Annotated in this window: 18 protein-coding genes; 7 read left to right on the forward strand and 11 right to left on the reverse strand. The window is 43.9% G+C overall.

What is annotated here, in order from left to right:
* The first annotated feature begins 84 nt into the window (after positions 1–84).
* Complete coding sequence (locus DFP80_RS16465; protein WP_113917908.1) at positions 85–549, forward strand: Lrp/AsnC family transcriptional regulator; 465 nt, start codon at positions 85–87, stop codon at positions 547–549.
* On the opposite strand, the gene DFP80_RS16470 is transcribed toward DFP80_RS16465, so the two are convergent.
* The 9 genes from DFP80_RS16470 to DFP80_RS16510 all read right to left on the reverse strand — a co-directional run bounded on the left by DFP80_RS16470 (position 523) and on the right by DFP80_RS16510 (position 12,394).
* Positions 523–1,758, reverse strand: a complete 1,236-nt coding sequence (locus tag DFP80_RS16470) for a winged helix-turn-helix domain-containing protein (protein ID WP_113917909.1) — start codon at positions 1,756–1,758, stop codon at positions 523–525. The two genes, DFP80_RS16465 and DFP80_RS16470, sit on opposite strands and share 27 nt — an antisense overlap.
* A gap of 28 nt (positions 1,759–1,786) precedes the next feature.
* Complete coding sequence (locus tag DFP80_RS16475; RefSeq protein WP_113917910.1) at positions 1,787–2,785, reverse strand: asparaginase; 999 nt, start codon at positions 2,783–2,785, stop codon at positions 1,787–1,789.
* Between the two features lie 160 nt (positions 2,786–2,945).
* Positions 2,946–4,715, reverse strand: coding sequence for an ABC transporter permease subunit (locus DFP80_RS16480; protein WP_113917911.1), 1,770 nt, complete (start codon positions 4,713–4,715; stop codon positions 2,946–2,948).
* A gap of 15 nt (positions 4,716–4,730) precedes the next feature.
* Positions 4,731–6,263 carry an ABC transporter substrate-binding protein gene (locus tag DFP80_RS16485; protein ID WP_206610611.1) on the reverse strand — a complete coding sequence of 511 codons (1,533 nt, stop codon included), beginning with the start codon at positions 6,261–6,263 and terminating at the stop codon, positions 4,731–4,733.
* A gap of 29 nt (positions 6,264–6,292) precedes the next feature.
* Positions 6,293–7,075: an ABC transporter ATP-binding protein gene (locus tag DFP80_RS16490; protein WP_113917912.1), complete on the reverse strand. Its 783-nt coding sequence runs from the start codon at positions 7,073–7,075 to the stop codon at positions 6,293–6,295.
* Entirely contained in the window at positions 7,072–7,911 is an 840-nt protein-coding gene (locus DFP80_RS16495) for an ATP-binding cassette domain-containing protein (RefSeq protein WP_113917913.1), read from the reverse strand. Before DFP80_RS16495 ends, DFP80_RS16490 begins: the two co-directional genes overlap by 4 nt.
* 283 nt (positions 7,912–8,194) lie before the next feature.
* A complete protein-coding gene (locus DFP80_RS16500; RefSeq protein WP_113917914.1) occupies positions 8,195–9,553 on the reverse strand; it encodes a GGDEF domain-containing protein in 1,359 nt (452 codons plus the stop codon).
* A 146-nt stretch (positions 9,554–9,699) separates the two neighbouring features.
* Positions 9,700–11,058, reverse strand: coding sequence for a GGDEF domain-containing protein (locus DFP80_RS16505; protein ID WP_113917915.1), 1,359 nt, complete (start codon positions 11,056–11,058; stop codon positions 9,700–9,702).
* A gap of 142 nt (positions 11,059–11,200) precedes the next feature.
* Positions 11,201–12,394, reverse strand: coding sequence for a sugar transporter (locus DFP80_RS16510; RefSeq protein ID WP_113917916.1), 1,194 nt, complete (start codon positions 12,392–12,394; stop codon positions 11,201–11,203).
* Positions 12,395–12,652: 258 nt separating this feature from the next.
* Here DFP80_RS16510 and DFP80_RS16515 point away from each other — a divergent pair, with 258 nt between their 5' ends.
* The 4 genes from DFP80_RS16515 to DFP80_RS16530 all read left to right on the forward strand — a co-directional run bounded on the left by DFP80_RS16515 (position 12,653) and on the right by DFP80_RS16530 (position 18,348).
* A complete protein-coding gene (locus DFP80_RS16515) occupies positions 12,653–14,266 on the forward strand; it encodes a methyl-accepting chemotaxis protein (RefSeq protein ID WP_113917917.1) in 1,614 nt (537 codons plus the stop codon).
* A gap of 200 nt (positions 14,267–14,466) precedes the next feature.
* On the forward strand, positions 14,467–15,690 hold the full coding sequence (locus DFP80_RS16520) for a GGDEF domain-containing protein (protein ID WP_113917918.1): 1,224 nt from the start codon (positions 14,467–14,469) through the stop codon (positions 15,688–15,690).
* A gap of 114 nt (positions 15,691–15,804) precedes the next feature.
* Entirely contained in the window at positions 15,805–16,851 is a 1,047-nt protein-coding gene (locus DFP80_RS16525) for a Fe(3+) ABC transporter substrate-binding protein (protein ID WP_113917919.1), read from the forward strand.
* Positions 16,852–17,232: 381 nt separating this feature from the next.
* Positions 17,233–18,348 carry a hypothetical protein gene (locus DFP80_RS16530; RefSeq protein WP_113917920.1) on the forward strand — a complete coding sequence of 372 codons (1,116 nt, stop codon included), beginning with the start codon at positions 17,233–17,235 and terminating at the stop codon, positions 18,346–18,348.
* 94 nt (positions 18,349–18,442) lie between these two features.
* Here DFP80_RS16530 and ilvY read toward each other — a convergent pair whose 3' ends face one another.
* On the reverse strand, positions 18,443–19,321 hold the full coding sequence (gene ilvY / locus DFP80_RS16535; RefSeq protein ID WP_113917921.1) for an HTH-type transcriptional activator IlvY: 879 nt from the start codon (positions 19,319–19,321) through the stop codon (positions 18,443–18,445).
* Between the two features lie 225 nt (positions 19,322–19,546).
* Between ilvY and ilvC the strand changes: the two genes are divergently transcribed.
* Positions 19,547–21,019: a ketol-acid reductoisomerase gene (gene ilvC / locus DFP80_RS16540; RefSeq protein WP_113917922.1), complete on the forward strand. Its 1,473-nt coding sequence runs from the start codon at positions 19,547–19,549 to the stop codon at positions 21,017–21,019.
* A 155-nt stretch (positions 21,020–21,174) separates the two neighbouring features.
* A complete protein-coding gene (gene modF / locus DFP80_RS16545; RefSeq protein ID WP_113917923.1) occupies positions 21,175–22,659 on the forward strand; it encodes a molybdate ABC transporter ATP-binding protein ModF in 1,485 nt (494 codons plus the stop codon).
* 104 nt (positions 22,660–22,763) lie between these two features.
* Here the strand turns inward: modF and DFP80_RS16550 are convergent, their stop codons facing one another.
* On the reverse strand, positions 22,764–23,624 hold the full coding sequence (locus DFP80_RS16550; RefSeq protein WP_113917924.1) for a DUF7946 domain-containing protein: 861 nt from the start codon (positions 23,622–23,624) through the stop codon (positions 22,764–22,766).
* Between the last annotated feature and the right edge of the window lie 37 nt (positions 23,625–23,661).

Here is a 23,661-nt window from a genome sequence, read left to right on the forward strand (position 1 = left end):
TTTAACCATTGATATCGCTAAATATTTTTAATATAAAATATAAGAAGAAATTTTTATTCGTATTATTATAATTTTGAGAAATATATGGAATTAGACAAAATAGATCGAAACATCCTAGTCATCTTGCAGCGTAATAATCGCATCGCCAATGTTGAACTAGCCGAAGAAGTAGGGCTATCGCCACCAGCTTGCCACAAAAGAGTAAAACGTCTGAGAGATGACAACATCATCGTCGGTGACGTCGCTCTTGTGAATCCAGAATTGAGCGGCAATAAGCTGACCTTGCTGGTGTCGGTAGAAATGGAGCGGGATAGGAAAGATGTGTATGACGCCTTTAAACACGTTATTAGCAAAGCAAATGAAGTGAGGCACTGCTACCAAATAACAGGCGGCTATGATTTTATGATGGTCGTTACTGTGCCAGATATTCAAGCTTATGAAAGCTTTGTTGACCGAGTGCTTCACACTGAAGCCAACATCCGAAAGTTCCAAACCTCGGTATCGCTGCGAACTGTAAAGTCCTCAACCGAGATTCATTTGAAAGAATAAATTACGCAGAGGTTGAGCAAGGTACTTAGGCTCAACAGCTGTCAAGGATATGGAGTCACATTGCTGAAATTGACTAAACTCCTTGATAGCTTCAACAAAGGCACCAATTACCAAGTCGTCATCAAAGTACTGTGTTTCATTTCGCAACTCCAGATACAGAGATTTTATTTCTAACCGTCGCTCTTTACGATGGGCTTTACAATCCATACGACCAATAAACTCCCCCTGAAATAATAGCGGTAGGCAAAAGTAACCATATTGGCGTTTGGGTTCCGGCACATAACACTCAATCTGATAATCGTATTGATACAGGCTTTTTAGTCGATCACGCTGAATCACGCTATTATCAAAGGGCGACAGTATTAATAAGCGATTATTCAAACGAGGCAAACGGCGCTCTAATGCGTCCGCTGCCATTACATAAACATCGCCATTAGGGATGGTTACTTGCGCTAACAAGCCTTGTGCCAAGCGTTCATCAACTAGATTCTTCATCGCTTTACGCACCCCAGTATTACGACGTAAATAAGTCAGTCCTTTTAACGAAACCAGACCATGACAGCGTAATTGCTGCTCAAGTAGATGGTTCGAAAACTCGTCCATACTTGGCACTGTTGTATCAATGTGAGAAGGCAAAACTCGCTCGGTTAAATCATAGAATTTCTGAAAACCTTCACGATTACATACCATGAGATCGCCTTGCATATAGAGTTGCTCAAGAGCTTTTTTAGCGGGTTTCCAATTCCACCAGCCAGCGCCATTATTGCTGGATTTGGTATCGATATTTCGGGAACAAAGTGGCCCATCAGCAGCAATGCGAGCCAATAGCTCGGCCATTAGTTTTTCATCTGGTTCTTTGTACCAATGGGTTTGACCGCTTTTAATGGCATTTTTGTAAGGCAAGGAAAAACGAAAGTCGCCTATTGGAAGAAAAGCTGCCGCGTGAGACCAATATTCGAAGACATCGCCATCCAACAACAGTTGATTCGTCATCACCGGCTTAAACTTAGGCACTCTAGAATGCAACACATGATGATGCGCTCGCTCCACCACAGAAATGGTATCGATCTGCACATAACCTAAATGACTCACGGCTTTACGCGCACCAACTAAGCCACTACCAAACGGACTCTTCTGCAACAACCCCTGAGAGGCCAAAGCAAGACGACGTAGTCGAGCTAGATCTTTCACAGATTTGAATTCGGTCATGCCAGAAACCTTAGTAACCTTTAACCTATTAGAGCTCACAAACAATTGCGCCTGTTTTACGCTTTTCCCAATTTTTCAACGTAACAGAGCGGTATTTTTGCATGATGTTATCCGCAACGAAGGTGGTAATACCCACATGATCCAATAATGCGGTCATGACGGACTCTGCGGCTCGAACGGCGCCATCAGCACACTTTAGTGCTATGGCAAGCTTCAATTCTGGAATAGCAGCAATATAAACACCTTCTGCTCCCACTTTTAGAAAGACGCGCTTCTGTAAGATGCTCATCATATCCGTACAATAACGCGCCGTCCCAGCCACCATGAAAGGATTCTCAACTACTGCATCATATAAGGTTTTACAAGCTTTCTGACGCTCTTTTGATAAGCTATCAGGACTAGCAAACTTAGCAAATGCCAAAGCAAGATTCGTTAGCGGCATCGCCCATGTAGGTGCGGAGCAACCGTCTGGGGACCAAGGTGCCGTGTTGTAATCATACTCGCACATATCCGCCATGGTATCGGCAATTTTCTGCTGCACAGGATGATCAATACCGATGTAGCCCTCTGATGAAACCCCAAGCAAGTTCGCTAACCCCAGCATTCCCGCATGCTTTCCAGAACAGTTATTATGTAGCTGATTTGGCTCTTTTCCTTCTCCTGCTAGTACATACCCCGCTTCTGCACACATTGGCCAGTGACAACCACATTCAAAATCAGTCTCAGACGACGCAAGTTTATCCAACATACTCTGCACAGTTGCCACATGTTCTGGTTCGCCATTATGAGACGCACAACAAATGGAAATTTCATCACTACTGAACCCAAAACGTTCTGCTCCTCCCATCTCGATAAAAGCCAATGCCTGCATTGCTTTAATCGCACTGCGAGGATAAACCAAAGCATCTACATCGCCCCAAGATTCAACGATCTTACCTGTGCTAGAAACAATAACCGCTTTAATATTGTGCTCACTTTCAACTATACCGCCACGTGTTACTTGTACGGAAAGAGGTGCATGCTGCATAGGACTATTCCTTTACCTAAATAATGGGAGAGCGGATAATGTATTTAAAACAGAATAAGTTGAACCTAGGAATAAAACAACCAGCGGTCCGCGCCTTTAGATTAGAAAGGAAAAATAGCTCACATCTAGCAAGTATGTTCGGCGAACATCCCTATGATTATCACCTTTTCCCCAGTCCACTTGCCGCCGTTACAGCAAAGACAGACAACAATGCCAAGGCGCTAACAGGGGCTAAAACGACCCAGTAACTGCGTTCAATATACGGTAACCCCTCGGCTAAGACACGACCCCACTCAGGGCTTGGGGGCATAGCACCTAAACCTAAGAAGCCCAATGATGCCAACGTCAGAGCGATACCCGGAACACGTAGCATGGCATGGCGTAATAAAGGCTTTATCACCGCGGGAAACACGTAGAAGGCATTACGACGCACAGCCCCAACGCCAATCAAAGGTAGCATTTGGATATACGGTCGCGCTTTGACTTCGGCAGTGAGCGCCGCCGCATGGGCAGCGAGCGGAGCCCAGCTGACCAGTATCACTGCAAGTGACGCACCTACTAAACCCGGCCCATACACCGCTGCGATAAGTAAGCCACTCAAAATGGGCGGTAACGCATTAGCGACTTCAATCGGCCCCGCCATCAAACGAGGAAATTGACCAATCAAGAAGCCAATCATCAAACACGCCAACGCCACCAAGATCGCCAGCACGCAGGTATACAAACTGCCGTGAGCTAAGCGAGCCAATAGGTCGCGGCCCATGGCATCGGCGCCAAATGGCAACCCCATCGACGGCGCTTGCAAACGCATAAACTCGACTGAGTAAGGATCGCGAGGCAATCCTGCCAGCATCATAACGGCCAATATAAGCAAACACACAATCGGCACTAAACGCTTACTTTTAGACATAATTACGTCAGCTTCTTTAGGTATCGGCATAGCCCCTTGGCGTAATGCTCGTCCAAGGATCATGGTTTTCAAAATATTGACCACAATGCCGATAAAGAAGGCGAATAACAGCATTAAGAGGATACCCAGCTGTAACGCAGGCACATCTTTGGATATCGCCGCCCCTAATGTCGAACGGCCAATACCCGGAATAGCAAAGATCTTCTCAATCGCTACCGCACTGCCCGTCAAGGACACAATGGTTAAACCAATCATGGGCAACACAGTTGCAAGAGCACGGCGCACCACAGCAACGACTATGTGCCAACGACTCACCCCCGCGACGCTCCATGTTGCCACCCACGCTTCCGTGAATACTTGAGCGATATTATCGGACAGCAAACGTCCTAAATAGCCCCCGGCAGGGATGGCCAAGGCCAACGCTGGTAAGACCACATACGAGACACCCTTCCATCCATAGGTCGGAAACCACCCTAGCCAGACAGCACCCAGTAACAACAGCATTGACGCCAGCACAAACTCAGGCAACGCCGTGAACGTCACCGCCAATATACCGCTGCTGCGATACGCTTGACCTCGTAACCCTCGACGTATGGTTTGAACACACAGCAACAGCGCAATCACGAACGCCGTACCGAGCGCGAACCCCATCAGAGTCAATGACACACTCGCCGCTTGCAACATATCCGCTAGCAAAGGCTTACCTGATACCCAAGAAACGCCCGCATCCCCATGCAGCAAGCCTTTTAACCAATCAAACATCAGCGCAATCGGCCCTTGATCTAGCCCTAAGGATTCTCGAATGGCGTTTAGGGTTTCTTCGGTCGGGTTTTGTTCTGAGAAGCGCGCACGCAACAGAGCCAGCGCCGGATCTTGCCCTGATAACCAAGGTAACATGGCGACCACAACCACCACGCCTGCTAATGACAGCAAACGTGAACACAGGGTAAACACCGCAGAGCGGTCAAGGTCAAAGACCCAGCCCGCCGCGCTTAAGGTATGTCGTAAACGGTTTTTCATAGAAATGCTAAACGCTTATTCCATCATCTCAGGTGAAGCTAAGTGGGTGCGAGTAGAGATAATCAAGCGCTCACGCGGGTCTGCAATAGCATCACGCACACGCTTAGATTGCCCTTGAATCACACGTTCATGCAACATCGGAATCGCCGCATCGGTCGCTAAGATCAAATTTTCTGCCTTCATTATAGCTTTTTGACGTGCTTCTCCTGCGGGTAAAGCCGATGCTGTTTGTAACGCTTGGTCAATAGCAGGATCACACAACTGAGCCAAGTTATAAGAGCCATTACAAGTAAAGTCACTCGACATGTACGCCACCGGATCACCTAGATCCAGCATGGTCGCGCGTGACAATATAAAGGCATCAAATTTGCCTGCTAAGGCATCGGACTCGATTTGAGAATACTCACGCACATCTTGCTTTACGGTAAAGCCTGCATCCGTCAGTTGTTGCGCTAAGTAAACGGCCACTTCCGGTAATTCCGTGCGGTCTGTATAAGTACCTAAGGTAATAGTCACGCCATTTGGTTCTGCGGGCATCACCGGATCAGCTACTGGCTGGCGTAGTTTCGCAGCCCAAGGCAATGCTGGCCCAAGCAAACCTTCACCGATGTCCGCACGAGATTCGTACACGTTATCCACCAACTGCTTGCGATTGATCGCATCACGCACCGCGGCACGCATGCCAGGATTGGTCATGACGCCGTTTTGCGTATTCAAGTACAGCGTATTAGTACGTGGCATAGGCACTTCGCGAATCATATCGGGATCTAACAAGGGCGCTTGTGATACAGGAATGGCTTCCACTATATCGGCTTCACCTGAGCGCAACGCCGATGCGCGGGCGATGCCATCCGGCACAAAGCTTACGTCAATGCCTGGTGCTTGGGCTTTTTCCCCCCAGTAACCATCGAATCGATCGATGGTAGCCGTGCTCGAACCATTCAGCTTAACCAAGCGGAACGGCCCTGTTCCTGTGTTTTCAGGATCAATCGTACCGTTTTCAGCGTAAGCACTGGGTGCCAAAATGGTCAGCTGTGGGCTGGTTAAACGCTGCGCCAACAATGGATCAGGCTCAGTACTGCTAACGATCACTGCGTTGTCGCCGTCTGTTTTCACTGTCCATGACACACCATCTAGAATACGCGGTTTAGGCGAGGCATTTGCAGCCGTACGAAGGGCATTTGCCACAGCGTTGGGCGTTAGTTGAGTGCCATCGTGAAACATAACCCCATCACGCAAGGTAAAACGCCAGTCGTTCGGAGTCAGCTGCTCCCACTCAGTGGCAAGGCTAGGCTGAAGGTTGCCTGCTTTATCCAAAAACACTAAGGTCTCACCAACACTCCAACGGGAGAATTTGAATGCGTCATCACTCAATGGCGATAAGCCTGTTCGTGGCGTCAACAGCATTGCTAATTTGATCCGGTCGCCTTGCGTTGCACTGCTGGTACTCGTCTGCTCATTGGCATCCTCCGTACCATCAAAGCATCCTGTTAGTGCCGTCACAGACAGAGCAAGAGCCATCCAAGGCCATTTTTTCACGTATTTCATGGGAATTTCCTTTACATAGATTAGCGAAATTAAGAAAGAGAATGCCAAGCGCTGGCATGAATTGTAGGAACCGCCTCTAACAGGCGTTGAGTATAAATATTGTTCGGGGCACGCAGCGCATCCTCGGTCAGCTGATCTTCGATAATATGACCTTGCTGCATCACTAACATACGATCACACAACCCTGACACCATGGAGATGTCATGGGTGACTACCAATAAGCCCATTTGATTGTCTTTGCACACTTGAGCTAACAGTTCTTTAATCTGCTCACGCAAAGGTAAATCCAGGCCACTGGTTGGCTCATCTGCAAGTAAAAATTTTGGCTTAATAATTAACGCTCTTGCCAATGCCACTCGCTGGGCTTGCCCACCCGATAACTCACTCGCCTTTTGCTTTAATACCGAATGAGGCAACTCAACTTGTTCAACAGCTCGCAGTAATGTCTCAGTATTTAGCACACCAATTTTGAGCCGTTTCACCGGTTCTGACAGTAACTTCGCCACCGTTTGCTGGGGCGGTAATGCTGTATGTGGATCTTGCGGAATGTACTGCACTAATTTGCGATAGTGATTCATCGGTCGCCATGGCTTAATTCGAATCGACTCGCCTTCGCAGTAAATCTGGCCTGACTGTGCGCTAATAACGCCAAGTATCAATTTGAGTAAGGTGGATTTGCCACAGCCGGATTCACCGACTAAACCTATGCGTTCTTGCTGTTCGACGCTCAAACTTAATTGGGGAATAATCTCAGACTCTCGGCCACGACCATAACGCAGATTTTTCAGCTGTAAAAAGGGCGTGTGGGTCATGCGTTAACAGCCTGTTTTTGCGGTAATTTCGTATCAGAGAAGACTTGATGAGCGGCCTTTACTAAGCGCTGGGTATAAGGGTGTTGTGGATGGCTCAGTAAATCTTGCAACGCCCCTTGCTCCACGATTTTTCCGTCTTGCATGACAATAGCGCGATCGCATAATTGCGCCGCGACACTTATATCGTGAGTGATAAATAACAGTGATAATGGGCTAGCATGTAAATACTCAGAATGAGAGCATGCATGATCATCACAGCACTGGCGTAATACCTTGATCACTTGCTGCTGGCTCAATACATCTAACGCTGTCGTCGGCTCATCTGCCACCAGCAAATTCGCTCCGCTTAACAGGCCAAATGCGATACATAGACGCTGACGCTGTCCACCCGACAATTCAGACGGCAAGCGTGATAAAAGCGACTCGGCATCTTTTAACTGCATTTGCTTAAGCAGCGCTAACAACTCATCACGAGAGTGTACATTGGTACTTAGAGATAACTGCTTACCCACACTCATAAGCGGATTCAAGGCGCTGAATGTATCTTGAAAAACCGTTGCCACACGCGCTTCGGCACGACGTGCTAATACAGGCTGCTGAGCTACCGAGACACCATTCACGATCACATCACCTGCAACATCAATGTATGGTGCAAGCGTGCCATTTATCGCCCGCGCGGTGAGCGACTTTCCTGATCCAGATGCACCAATCAGGCATACTTTCTCCCCTTCATGTACATCAAAGCTGATGTTATCTACTAGAACTTTTTCATCTAGAAACAAGGTCAGGTTCTGTACACTTAAGGTACAGCGAGGGGGTGGAAAATTTACAGCCATGGTAAGTGCTTATCTACAGACATCAATGATGTTATAACATATCACAAATATGAATGTGAGGGGAATAGCAAACACTCTCCTTAAAAGAGCGGCTGTAGCCAATTTTCTAACTTATATACTATGACAGGAAAGGAATTAAGCGCTCTGACCGCAACAAAAAATGACCAACGTTATCGCTTTTTACGATCACAATAATGTAAAGCTCCTAAAACACATAGCAGAACGAATTTTTTAGAAAGGTTTCATGCCATTTCAACGAAGAATGTTTTTATATACAAAAATCTCAGCCAATCACCACTGTATTACGCCCTGCTCCTTTGGCTTCATAAAGCAAAACATCAGCACGTTTTACAATGCGGCTTTGATCATCAGAATCTTGATAATCCGTCACGCCCAAGCTAATAGTGAATGGTGGCATACCGTTTTCATTGAGTGCCTCGACCTTCTTACGAAGCTGCTCGGCCAACATACCGGCACCCTCCAGATTGGTATCTTTTACCAATACGGCAAACTCTTCACCACCCACTCGAAATAAGACGTCAATCTCACGTAGACGTTTTCGCAATGTATTAACCAATAATTTAAGTACGTTATCGCCGACATCGTGCCCATAGGTGTCGTTGATTTTTTTAAAATGATCAACATCTAACAAAATCAAACTAAAGTGATGCCCACGATTAGCAAGCGCCAGTTCATCTTTAATCAATTCATCCCATTTATGGCGATTGAAAGCGCCAGTCAGTTTGTCTCGCGTGGCCAGCTCAATAAGTTGTGCTTCGACTTTATGTCGATTACTCATTTCTTTCGAAAACTGCCTAACTAATACTTTTAAATCTGTCTCTAATTCGTCCAGTTCATCTAAGCCTTTATGATTAACCGAAGCCTTGTCATGCTCAACCACAATAGAGCGGTGCAGGGACTCTATCTGCCCTCGCAAGGACCAAATTCGTTTACGAAAAGTGATGATGATATATAAGGTTAGATAAGTACCAATGCCAAAAGCAGATATCCCCAAAACGGCATTCATAACCACAAAATGGCGCTCTTGACTTTCAACTGCTGCCGAGACATTAATGGTTAGTTGATCAATTTTTCTAAGCAGTTCATCCGTTTGAGTATCTAAACCTTTATCCTGTAGCTCTAGCATTGGCCAAGATGTTGAAAAACCTTGCTTGCCTTGCTTAAGGAAGTCATCAACAAGATGATCAAATTTTATTCGATGTTGATGTAATAAGTTAATATGTTGAATCAATGAGCGATGATCAAGCAGCTTAATTCTGATACTACCAAAACCAAGCCCTGTACGAAGTATTTCTGTAGACTTATCTAGCTGAGCAGCAAGCTGTGCACTGAATCTATCAAAACCCTCTATGCTTTTTTCTTGTAGAGATTGGTCAGAAAAAAACACATCGCCTTGCTGACGAATGCTTTCCATCAATAAATGCTGCTTCAGCTGCAGCATTTCAATATCTGCCATCACCTCGGAAAGCGGCACATCAATTTCTGCTACTTCATGCATTTCTTTATAGATCCGCTGAGATTGATACGCAGAATAAACAATTACGACAAATAGGAATGACAAAAGAACAAAAGACAAGCCGCTAATTTTTCGTGTCATAGAGACATTTAACCAATTAAACATAAAGAGTCTGATACCCGTTGTTAGGCTAACGCAAGAAGTATAGAAACAACTCAATTCAAAAGCTTACTCCTACAATGCACACAAATATTAGCACATATAAAAACGATAAAATTTAGGATATGCAATAAGAAAAAGAAACGAAAGCGTTAGCCAGCCATGACCCTATTTCGCCCTGCGCCTTTGGCCTCGTACAACAAAATGTCGGCTCGTTTTACGAGAGTCCCCTGATCGTCAAAGTCTTGATAGTCTGTGACGCCCAAACTAATAGTAAACGCTGGAACATCATTTTCATCCAGGACTTCCACATTTTTACGTAGCTGTTCTGCCAGGACTTCAGCATCACCAAGATTAGTATCTCGTAGTAATACAACAAATTCCTCACCACCAATCCGGAATAACATATCGGTTTCACGTAGGCGTTTGCGTAGGGAATTCACTAACAGCTTAAGGACATAGTCCCCCATATCATGACCGTATGAATCATTGATTTTCTTAAAATGATCAATGTCTAGCAAGACTAAACTAAAGTGGTGCCCGCGATTGGCTAGCGCGATTTCATCCTTGATCTGTTCATCCCACTTATGTCGATTAAACACTCCTGTCAGTTTGTCTTTTGTCGCTAACTCCATCAGCTGGGTTTCAACTTCGTCGCGGTTATCTTGTTCTAATGAGAAGCGCGCCATCAGGACTTTTAAATCTTTTTCTAACTGATCCAATTCATCAGTACCGTTATTACGTATCATGTCACCACTCTCTTCAGAAGAAATAGAGCGATGCAAGGACTCAATCTGACCTCGCAAGGAGCCTACCTTTCTACGAAAAGATAGGATAGTGTAAAGAGTTAAATAGCCACCAATAGCAAAGGCAGAAACGCCCAAAATGGCATTCATCACCATAAAGTCGCGTTCTTGCTTTTCCACTGTCGCGGCTACTTTCATCGTGAGTCGCTCAATATTCGCAAGCAATTCTTCTGCTTGAGAATCTAATAAGTTATCTTTTTTTTCCAGCTCCTCCCAAGATACCGAATGCTGGTCTTTATTTGTTTTCAAAAAACGAGAAAACAAACTTTCAAAGCCGATTCTGTGCTTATGTAATACACTAATTTGTTGAATCAAGGACTGATGCTCTTCCACATCAATGCGAATACTACCGAATGACATACCAGCGTGAAGTATGCTGACACTTTTATCTAACTGCGAAGATAGCCGCTGGCTAAACTCATCAAAACCTTTAACACTTTTGGCCTGTAATACTTCATCAGCAAAAAATGCATCGCCTTGTAAGCGAATACCTTCCATCAATAAATGTTGTTTAAGCTGCAGTATTTCGATATCAGCAATAACCTCTGACAGAGGAATATCAATCTCAGCCACCTCTTGCATTTCTTTATAAATTTTTTGTGTCTGATAAGTAGAATAAAGAATAACGACAAATAAAAACGACAAGAGAACAAAAGATAGGCTACTTATTTTCCGTGTCATAGAGACATTTAACCAATTAAACATAGAGGGCTCTTATAAAGTCACATAAAGACATACAGAATACAGGCACAATATGTCTATTGCACCTTAACAGTTGTAAACTTAATACCTTTAAAAGATGGGGGAAAACGGTACCTTCACTCTAAACGACAATTAAAAGGGGCATTTATTCTACAGCGATTTTAATACGCTTTAATAAACTCCAAATCACCACCAGAGCACAAATACCTAAAATAGCTCCGGTGAAACCAACACTCGCCAGACCGATCAACTGAATAACCTGACTGCCAATTAGAGCGCCTGCACCGATACCCAAATTTATAATACCAGAGTATAAAGACATAATAATATCAGCCGCGGTATCATCTACTTTCAGTACTCGTATCTGCATACTCAAGCCGATAATCATCAGTGACGCCCCCCAAAGAAGAACGCAGGCAATCAATAAAGAACCACTTGGCGCGACAAAGTACAAAACACTCATCGAAAAGGATGCGATAACAACACTAGAAACCAACATCAGAGTATTCGCTCTTTCGCCAAAATAACTAAACAAAATACTGCCGACAATCCCTGCCAATCCAAACAGTAATAATACTAATGTGGTGAACTGGCCACTTGCTGAACCTATCTCTTTCAAAAAAGGCTCTATGTAGCTATAAGCCGTGTAATGAGCAGAGAAAATCACGAAAATAAACAAATACATACCTAGCAATACTTTATTGCGAAGTACTTCTGGCACCTTACTAAGAGAACCCGAAAATAAACTGGGCAAATTAGGCAGTAAGCGATACATGGCCAGCATGATGATTAATGCGATGATCGCAATAACGGCAAAGGTAGTTCGCCACCCCAAAAGCTGGCCAATAATACGCCCCGCCGGAACACCAAGTACCATCGCCAATCCCGTTCCCGTTGCCAATACACTCAGCGCAAAAGTATGTTTTCCTTGCGGAGCAACCCGAATAGCAATGGAAGCAGTAATTGACCAAAACACAGCATGAGAAAAGGCAATACCGATACGGCTCACCAACAAGGTAGTAAAACTCCACGCCACTACCGTCAAAATATGACTCGCGATAAATAAGGCAAACAAACCAATCAATAACGTCTTACGCTCTAGCTTGCGAGTTAATAACATCATTGGCAGCGACATAAGCGCCACAATCCAAGCATAGACAGTCAACATCCAGCCAACTTGAGCTGGCGGAATCGAAAAGCTTTGCGCAATATCCGACAACAAGCCCACTGGAACAAATTCCGTAGTGTTAAAAATAAAAGCACTGAAGCCCAGCACAAAAACGCGCAAGTATTGAACACGACGAGAAGCCGTATCCTCAGTAGAAGGAGTTGATATCATGATGTCCTGCAGGAATATGAACGACAAGAAAGACCGCTATTGTCCACTTTTTTAAACATAACGGAATAGTGAAATATGAATCTTTATTGATAGTTGTCTTATGGCTGACTCTAATCCATTTAGAAAATCTAAACATACTGACTCCCACACCAAATAATCTTTCTTTAATGAGAATTATTTTGATTTTTCATGAGAAATGCCATATTAATAACGCACCAAAACAATGCAATAAAACCGCTATACGTTGAAGGACCCAACATGAACAATCTATCCGTCAAGGCAAAATTTATTACTCTTATTTTCTCCATCATCATTATATTTTTGGTGGCACTAAGTTTAATAAAAGCAAAAAGTACAGAATTAGCAAATCGCTTTGATCGATTCTATGAAGAAAACCACAATGTCTCACTTAATTTGGAACGAGTAAAAGAAGCACAAATAAATATCGTGCTCAATGCACGAGGTTTACAGATTGCTTATCTCCTATCACTAGAGAAGCAGATTCCAGGTTACTTACAGGCTATTTCAGAGAGTTACAGCACAACACCCGCGTTGATCAATAACCTCAATAAAGGCCTTCCAAACCAATCTGCCGAGTCTAGAAAGCTTCAAACACTCGTCAACGACTTCCAAAGCAAAACAAAGACATTTGTCAGCGCCATGGAAAACTCAGCCGACAACAAAGCCCCCTTTACGGTATTTTCAGCTTTTATCAACTCCTACAATGACTTAATGGCATACTTTGCGACACTGACAGACAAAACAAACAAGGAAGTTATACAAGCCAAGCAACAAACAGAAAGCCTAGTTACAAATATTGAAATCGGCTTTTGGGTCTCTATTTTAATCGCCCTCGTCATTTCCATCACCCTCAGCTATTTGATATCCAACAACATAGTGCGAGGTATTTTTGCGGTTCGTAACGCAGCACAAAACATGGCGCAAGGCCATCTCAACAAACCCGTGAAAGTATCTGGAAGCGATGAGATTGCAGACCTTGGTCGCGCTATTAATACATCCGCTAAAAACCTACGTTCTGTCATTACTGACGTGCTCAATTCAGTAGACAAGGTGAATGAAAACAGCCAAGAAGTATTAAAAGTAAACCAGGAAGTCGGCGAATATTCTGTCCACATTATGGACAATACCACTCAAGTGGTTGTGGCACTGGATCAAATGTCTGCAAATAACCGCACCATTGCTGACAATACCCAACAATCTGCCGATGCTGCCAGTGACATTCGTACTGTGGCGCAAACGAGTTTAACCACGGCCAATAGCACTCTAGATGCCATCAATCAACTGGTTACATCTTTAAAGGACACGGGTACCGTTGTCACGCAGCTACGCCAAGAGACGACCAATATAGAAACCATCTTAGATGTTATTCGCAGTATCGCAGAGCAAACTAACCTACTGGCTCTTAACGCTGCGATAGAGGCCGCTCGCGCAGGTGAACAAGGCCGAGGGTTTGCGGTTGTTGCTGACGAAGTTCGGACGCTAGCACAACGTTCACAAGCTAGCGTGAATGAAATTGAAACCCTCTTAGCCCAGCTTAGTACTGCAAGCGGACAAGCAGTCAACTGTATGAAAGTCAGCTTAACACTAGTCGAATCATCAAAAAGCCAAGTGGAGAAAACCAACGAACTAACCGGGAATATTCTGACGGGCATTGAACGAGTATCAGAACAGGCTCTACAAATAGCCCAATCCATAGAAGAACAAACCGAGGTATCCGAAGACATCACCAAGAAAATGCACTCTGTGCAAAGCTTAACAAGACAAAGTGCTGAAATGGCTAAACATTCAGGGCTTAGCATGGCTCAAAGTAGTGTTGATGTGCAGCAGCAATTAAGTTTCTTTAAACTCTAATACTAGCTAGTAGAGCCCCGTCGCACCTATCCATTTTACAAGTGGTTAGGTGCCTTCACGGTGATCACACTTCTCCTATTTCATTACGATAAAACGACAGGACATGAACATAGATCATTAAACCACCTACACTTTTTTACACAATGGTCTTTAAAGCTATGAGACGATATCGCTTAGTAAACAAACGATCATGGATGCCAATGATTCCTTCTATTTTATATTTTTCACCCTTACTAGCATCATGGAAGACGCAATTCCATACAGCCTTATGTATGTATGGACAAACCGTCGAATGGAAGGCGATACAAAGTATCGATCAGTCACCTACTTTTGCCATAGTATTACTTGCAGAAAAGGACATAAAGGCGTCGGATTGGCCTCTTTTAGCATCTAGAAGAACCATCGTTATAGTTGATGAGTGGAGTTTAGATAATAGTGTTAAATGGATACAAAAAGGTGCAATAAACTGCTTCGCCCGTGACGACGAGCACCTTACCGCCTGGCTGATATCTGAGATTTCAGGCTTAACAGTAAACCGTTCCCATCAAGCTGAAGATGATATGTTACAAATCATCATAGATGCGATTCCCGCCCCCCTATTTTTCAAAGATCACCTACACATATACCGAGGCTGTAATACCGCATTTTGTCAATTTCTAGAACTTTCTCGAGAAGAAATTATCGGACACTCTGTCTATGATATCGCTCCAAAGCCCCTTGCAGACACATATTATAAAGCCGATTGCCAATTATTAGCCGAAGGTGGTACGCAACGCTATGAAGCAGAAGTACAGCTTGGCGATGGGTCTATTCATGAAATAGAATTCAATAAAGCCGTTTTCACCAATTCAAACGGGCAAGCCATAGGGCAAGTTGGGGTCATGTTAGACGTTACCGAACGTAACCAACTTATTAGTCAATTAGATAAAGCCACCCGCACGGATCCGTTAACTGGCACGTCAAATCGTCGAGAATTCAATCTCATTATTCAAGATGAGTTCGAGAAGCGAAAACATTCAGAGCAAAGGCTCAGTTTAATGACTCTAGATGTGGATTTTTTTAAAAAAATCAACGACAAGTTTGGCCACGGTGGAGGCGATCAAGCACTGCAACTCATTGCTAAATGGCTTCAAAGCCAACTACGATCTAGTGACAGCCTGTTCCGTGTTGGCGGTGAAGAATTCTATATATTGATGCGAGATACAAACATACAAAATGCCTTCGAGATGGCTGAGCGCCTATGTAAAGGCATGGCGACTCATATCTTTTCTATCGACCAGAAACCTGTACATATCACGCTGTCAGCAGGCGTGATTGAACTGGATCCAACAACAGAACTAGAAAGCATCCTCGATATGGTAGATAAAGCATTATACGAGGCAAAATCAGATGGGCGAAATTGTGTTCGCCCAGTGTACCTGTAATTGAAAAATATGCACAAATAAAAACCTGAACAGGAACGATTTCCATTAACGTCTGTCTATAACAGAAGTAATTCATGAATACATCGAACTTTTCACTATAGATAGGAACCTGAAATGAAACGTCCAACAATAAAAACGTCACTCTTCACCTTGGCTGGTGCAACCTCAATTCTCGCTTTTAGCAGTGCATCTGTTCACGCTAGCGGTGAGGTTAATGTCTACTCCGCTCGCAGCGAAGCACTTATTGCCCCCTTGCTAGAAATCTATTCAAAAGAAAACAACGTCAAAGTAAACCTAATTACTGGCAGCGCCGATGCCCTATTAAGCCGCTTACAATCTGAAGGTGACGCCAGCCCAGCCGATGTGTTCATTACTGTGGATGCAGGTCGTTTGTACCGAGCAAAAGAAGCTGGCGTGCTGCAGCCGTTTACAACTAACAACCTAAATAAGGTTGTACCTGAACACCTAAAAGACCGCGACGGTTACTGGTACGGTTTATCTCAACGTGCTCGTGTGTTTTTTTATAATCCAGAAACGGTGTCCGCTGCCGACTTATCCACTTACGAAGATCTAGCGGATCCTAAATGGAAGGGTAAAGTCTGCATTCGTTCATCCAGTAATATTTACAACCAATCTTTGGTTGCTTCCATGATAGATGCGGACGGAGAGAAACAAACGTTAGAGTGGATTAAAGGCTTGGTTGCCAATTTTGCCCGTCCACCAGCGGGCGGCGACACAGATCAGATCAAAGCAGCAGCTGCAGGCGTTTGTGATATCGCGGTAGCAAACACCTATTACTTTGGCCGTTTAGGCTTAAGCAACAAAAAAGAAGATCGTGCTGTTTTTGACAAGCTAAAAATGTTCTGGCCTAACCAATCGACGAACGAACGTGGTGCTCACGTCAATGTCAGTGGCATTGGCATCACGGCATCATCTAAAAACCTAGGCAATGCCAAACAATTAATCGATTTCTTAACGAATAAGCAAAGTCAAAAATGGTACGCGAATGTTAACAACGAATACCCTGTAATCGAAGGTGTTGCGCCACCTAAAAGCTTAGCGACATTCGGTGAGTTTAAAGGCGATCAGGTGTCTTTAAGTGTATTGGGTGAAAACAATCGTCAAGCAGTTAAATTAATGGACCAAGGTGGTTGGAAATAAGTCCTTTTTAATTAAAAAGTCCAAATCGTTTTTATAAATGCAAGAGCCTTTCAAATAGATGTTTGAAAGGCTCTTTTCTTTCTATAAAAACAACGAGATCTGCTCCAGATCACAAATACATGACCACTATTTCGTTCGCCATCAATGCTATCCCCTCTTATCACCTGAGTTAAAACCGGATGGGCATTTTAATTCCTTTAAAGCCAAGCCTCGATATCATAAAGAAAACGAAAACAATTGAAGGCAAGCAATACGAAAATGGCGTCTCACGCCAGGCTTAATACTGCAATATCTCTGGTCGCTTTTACTTCACACTGGATTTATGACGATTATTTGCTTTATTTAAAGTAGCCCTATTACTTTTTGCCAAGGAGAGATTCAATGAAACACTCCATTCTACTGCCTGCTGCACTGCTATTATCGGCTTGCTCAACTAACTCTCAATTAAATGTTGTTGATGGTTTAACGCTTGTTGCAGCCAACGATGGCATAGGAATGAACCCTTCTCGTTGGATGGTTTCGGGGCACCCAGTACAAACGACTTATGTATCACTGAATGGACAGCTTGCACTGAGAGCTGGACAAGTGTGTATTGCCAGCCGTTTCCGTTCGCCTTTTACCAATAACTGTCAAAGTTTGGATTTGAACGAGGAGAATAAAGAAGATAGGGAAATTGCGTTTTACAGCGAATATTACCAACCCGAAGGAAAGAACAGCGAAAAGACTCTTAAAAATTTGCTAGATACAGTTTACGAAGCACGCGAAGCCCAAATTGACTACGTGAACAAAAGCGCTACTTATTACGCTTGTGTTACACAAAAAGAAGTAGAGATATCGAAAAATAAAGAGTTTGAAGAAGCAGATACCGCCTTAGCCGAAATAAAGAAACAACTACCGGACATATGTACTGATGAACGAAGTAACCGAGAACAAGCCTTAAGCAAGCTAAAAATTAAGCAATTGGCCGAGCGAAAACAGATTATGGAACCGAATCGTCTTGTTTATAACTGGGCAGAATCACTGAAGTTTGAGGGCGGTGCGGTGGTTCTAGAGCAATCTAAAAATGCAGCTTCAGGCCGTTATAGTAAAGAAGCCAGTGGTTACACAGTCGTTGATGGCATTCGTATTGAGCGTGTTCAGATCAGTTGTGATGGCATAAAAGCACTCATCACAAAGCATAATGATTATGATCGCCTTAAAATAGTCACCATGACTCTAAGCGCGGATGAACTTTACTATGATGCTCGAGAAGATAAAACAACCGCCTTTAATGCTAATCTAACCTTCTCGCCTAGCGAGTTAAAAACACTTAAAAATATCTTTGAATCCGATGTTGAAGCAAACATCAATGCGGCACTTGCCAGCTCTTCAAATATTGCCTCAAGCGGATACTTAAAGTTAGCAAACCAGATGGACCAGACGGACCAATCTTCCAATACAGGACTGACTTACTATGCCGTACTGACTGACCTTAAGTCATTTCAGTGTCCCGAATAGTGGCCGTTATACAAAATACAATATTGTTATCATTCTGCACCGACTTATCTGCACCGACTTAGAGGATGCTACTGGTTGCTCTTCATTCCTTTGGTTACATCAGCGACCAAAATGCTTCCACCAGCGGATTCTTCAAGCTTTTCTTTAGAGCAAACAAGCCAATATCGTAAGGCTCCAATTCAGGTTGTACATCTAGCACCTTAATTCGATCCACCAATGGGCTGTTATCCAAGACGATTTTCGGCACCACCCCGATACCAAACCCTAAACTCACCATGCTCACGATCGCTTCGTTACCTGTTACTTGTGCATAAATCAGCGGCGCAATGTCGTGCTGACGAAACCATTCATCGACACGCGTTCGAGACACACCACTTTCCGAAAGAATCATAGGGATATTCGCCCATTCTTCTGGTGTCGTTGGCGTATTTGTTGGCACATTGGGTACTTGCTGCTCAAGGGGAGCAATAAATAACAAAGGTGAAATAGCAATTGGTTTAAAAGCTAAGCCACGAGGTAAATTAGTTGGACGTGCAGCAATGGTAATGTCTTCCTTGCCATCTAAAATATGCGCAATGGCGTGCTCTGGGTCGCCTGTCCGCAGCTTAATTTCAATGGCTGGATAAGCGATACGAAAACGGCGCAGCAATTCATACAAAAAACTGTAGCTTGCTGTCACCGAACCATAAAGACTAATCTCACCGCTAAGCTGATCCGAGTTGTCCGTTAATTCATGACGAATCAAGTTCCATTGCCGGCTGGTATCACGAGCATACTTGAGAAACTTTTGTCCTTCTTGGGTCAATACCACAGTACGATTATCTCGGTTGAATAGCGCCACTCCTAGCTCATCTTCTAAATGACGAATATTACGCGACATTGCTGAAATGCTGATATGACACTCGTCGCTAGCGCGTCCGAAATTCAGTGTTTCAGCCAAGGCAAGGAACTGCTTAATCGATTTAATATTCATAAAACAACTTCATCCGACGATTATTCGTTCATCATAAATCATGTTTGCAAAAAATGGGACACTGTATTGCGAATATATCAATTTACGAAAAGGTTTCATTACGATAGATTAGCCTTACTCGCAGAACGTCATGAAAAATATTGCTTGGCGACTGTGTAACCCATTTTTAATATCGGCGTGTTTTTATCGCTGAGACATTAATCAAATCTATAGGATGTGTATAACATGGCTAACTACTTCAATACTTTGCCGCTACGCGAGCAACTAGCTCAATTAGCAAAATGTCGCTTCATGGACAGCTCTGAATTTGCAGACGGCGTAGAAGCGCTTAAAGGCAAAAAAATGGTTGTAATTGGTTGTGGTGCACAAGGTCTTAACCAAGGCTTAAACCTACGCGATTCTGGTCTAGATGTTTCTTACGCTTTGCGTCCAGAAGCGATTGCACAAAAACGTCAGTCTTGGAAAAACGCCACTGAAAACGGTTTTGTTGTTGGCACTTACGAAGATTTGATCCCGACAGCTGATGTTGTATTAAACCTAACCCCTGATAAGCAACACACTCCAGTTGTTAAAGCAGTTATGCCTCTTATGAAGCAAGGCGCTTGCCTATCTTACTCTCACGGTTTCAACATCGTAGAAGAAGGCATGCAAATCCGTGAAGACTTAACAGTAATCATGGTTGCACCTAAGTGCCCAGGTTCTGAAGTTCGCGCTGAATACGTTCGTGGTTTTGGTGTTCCAACACTGATCGCAGTTCACGAAGACAACGATCCTCAAGGCGAAGGTCTTGCACTAGCGAAAGCTTACGCAGTTGGTACTGGCGGTCACAAAGCAGGCGTTTTGATGTCTTCTTTCATCGCAGAAGTAAAATCTGACCTTATGGGTGAGCAAACTATCCTTTGTGGTATGCTGCAAACTGGTTCAATCCTTTGCTTCGACAAAATGGTTGAAGAAGGTATCGACGCTGGCTACGCATCTCGTTTGATCCAGTTCGGTTGGGAAACCATCACGGAAGCATTGAAATACGGCGGCGTGACCAACATGCTAGATCGTCTTTCTAACCCAGCTAAGATCAAAGCATTTGATCTTTCTGAAGAGCTTAAAGTTATCATGCGTCCTTTGTACAACAAGCACCAAGATGACATCATCAACGGCACTTTCTCTCGCGTAATGATGGAAGACTGGGCGAACGATGATAAAAACCTTCTTCAATGGCGTGCAGACACAGCGGAAACTAACTTCGAGAAAACACCAGCTGGCGATGTAGAAATTTCTGAACAAGAATTCTTCGACAACGGCATCTTGATGGTTGCTATGGTAAAAGCCGGTGTTGAGCTTGCTTTCGAAACAATGACAGCCGCTGGCATCATTGCTGAGTCTGCTTACTACGAGTCTCTACACGAAACGCCACTAATCGCGAACACTATAGCTCGTAAGAAATTGTACGAAATGAACGCGACTATCTCTGATACAGCAGAGTACGGTTGTTACCTATACAACCACGCTTGCCTACCATTGCTAGGCGACTTCATGAAAGACATCAAAACTGACGTGATCGGTAAAGGTCTTGCTACTGACGATAACGGCGTAGACAACGCTCGCCTAATCGAAGTAAACGCAGCGCTTCGCTCTCACCCAGTTGAAGCAATCGGTACAGTATTACGTGGCCACATGGCGGACATGAAAAAAATCGTTTAATACGATTATTGCGCTCGCCAATACTGTGTTAAACAGAGATTGGCATCGCTCATAACCTCGTAATTTACCTATAAAAAAGCCGAGCTTTTCATCACTGAAGACTCGGTTTTTTTGTCGCTTCATTTTGTATTTTTGGTTTAGAAAAGGAATCTCTCATGGGTATTGCCATCCACTTAGACGACCTCAGCGTTAACTTCGACGATCGTTTTCAGCTAAACAACCTCAACTGGTCGATTGAAGCAAATCAGCATTGGGTCGTTACTGGCACCAATGGCTCAGGTAAATCCGCCTTAGCGGCTGTGTTGGCTGGAGTGGGTAAGATAGAACAAGGCAGTTTATCAGGCTTACCAAGTAACGTTGGCCTGGTGTCCTTTGAGGCTCAAGCCGAGTTGATCGCCAAAGAGCTGAAAAAAGACGACGCCGATATTATGGACGTTATCTCCCTTGGCACACCCGTCCATGAAATGATTTTTGACCAATGCCTAGATCCTGAACTGGCACAAGAATTGGTCGAAAAATTTGGTTTAACGCCCCTATTAGATCGTGCTTTTCGTAAATTATCGACCGGCGAAACCCGCAAAGTCATGCTCGTTCGTGCCCTATCTAGCAGGCCGGACTTACTCATCCTAGATGAACCTTTTGATGGCTTAGACGCTGCCACATTGACCATGTTGCAAGAACATCTTGAGAAGATCGCCAATACGGTTCCTATGGTAATAGTGCTCAATCGTTTTGATGAAATGCCTGATTTTATTACCCATGTCGCCTACATGGATAAGGTCGCACTCGAGTCAAAAGAAGCACACCAAAAACGCTCAGAAAAGAAAGTGAGCGGGTCAGGAAAACTAGCACTGACAGTAGATAAAAACAACGAACAAGCCTTTCATGAGCTTTATCAACTGCTGCACCTGAAAACCACCGATCTTAGTGTGCCAGAGGCAGACCCAAGCACTAAACTACCTGACCTAGACCCTAGCCAACCATTGGTGAAATTAAAACAAGCTAGCATCAAATACGGCGACACTGTCATTGTCGACAAGCTCGATTGGACCATTGAACAAGGTCAACACTGGCAACTCAGCGGCCCCAACGGCAGCGGTAAAACCTGTGTATTGTCCTTGATTACCGGCGATCACCCACAATGCTACACCAACGACATTTTTGTCTTTGGGTTCCAACGCGGAAATGGCGAAAGCATCTGGCAAATCAAACAATTTATCGGCTATGTCTCCACCGCATTGCAATGGGAGTATCGTGTTAGCACCAGCTGTAAAAATGTGATCATTTCCGGCTTCTACGACAGCATCGGCATGTACAACAAATCCACCGATAACCAGAAGCAAATCGCCGATCAATGGCTTGAATTACTTGGCATGAAAGACCGCGCCGACCAGCCATTCAACAAGCTGTCCTACGGCGACCAACGTTTATTACTCATCGCCCGCGCCATGGTCAAACACCCACCACTCTTGATCCTAGACGAGCCTTGCCTCGGCCTAGACGACATGAACCGCCAGCTAGTTTTGGCCTTGATAGAAAAAATCTGCGAAGGCAAAGAAACAACGGTACTCTACGTCAACCACCACATGGAAGACCAGATCAAAGGGATAGAGAACTACTTGGGATTGAAGAAGAGCTAAAATTTAGCTGGCTCCCTGCCTTAGAAAGAAAACCGTGTGACGCTTCATACTCGAAACTGCCGCCTACCTCACATGAAGCGTCACACTTGTTTTCAATACAAAGTTTATTCTTGATAATGTGGGAGCGCATTAGAGATGTAGAGTTTTTTAATTTGATCTAATTGTAAATGAGGTTTAGCGGTAATTATTATTTTCGTATGCATGTCTAACGCAGTTGAATATACGTTATGAGGGAGTTCTAATACAGGATCACTGATTTTCCCATTCACAATACCTTCAATATCCTTAATTTTTAATTTGCAAAGGCCTGTAGATACATCTAAACCTGTAATTTGCTCGCAAACATAGTCTTGAATATCACCTACTGTTAGCTCTTTTTTCGAACGAATTGCATCGGCATCAGCCTCTGTGGTTATGAGCCCACCTTCAAATTGCTGGAGTGATTTACAATCTGGTCCGACAGGAGCTACAAGCGACTTCAAAGGTCCACGGTTATCAAGTGCCACTCTAGCCAGAATATCAATAAGAGCCTTTTGATTATCAATAGCTCCCTGAGCTAATATTTGATTAACTTCTGGATTTTCTTTTGATGCCTTCATTATTTCATCCGCTACTTTTTTAGCATCACCTCTACCAGTTGCATCATCATGAATAAAACCAACCATCTTAGAGATAAGCCACTTATAAACGTCCATATTCTGGGATAAAAATAAATCTGAATGAGCACCTACAGTGCTTAAAAGAACTCCTATTTCATAACACCCAGAGCCACTCTCAGATGCTTCAACTCTCACTACTGGCTGAGCCCTAGGTTGCAAAAGTTCCCCAGTAAATAAAAGATGTGCAACTGATGAATATAACTTCCCTACACCTTTGAGCGACTCCCCAAAGCGAATAGCGTCAATGACATGTCGATCTGTCTGTCCTCCTTCGTATTTAAGAATCAACTTGTCATCACTTTTCATATGATGCTCCTATTTAGGCCATGAATGAGTATATTAA

The organism is Marinomonas rhizomae, assembly GCF_003315485.1.
Lineage (GTDB): Bacteria > Pseudomonadota > Gammaproteobacteria > Pseudomonadales > Marinomonadaceae > Marinomonas > Marinomonas rhizomae.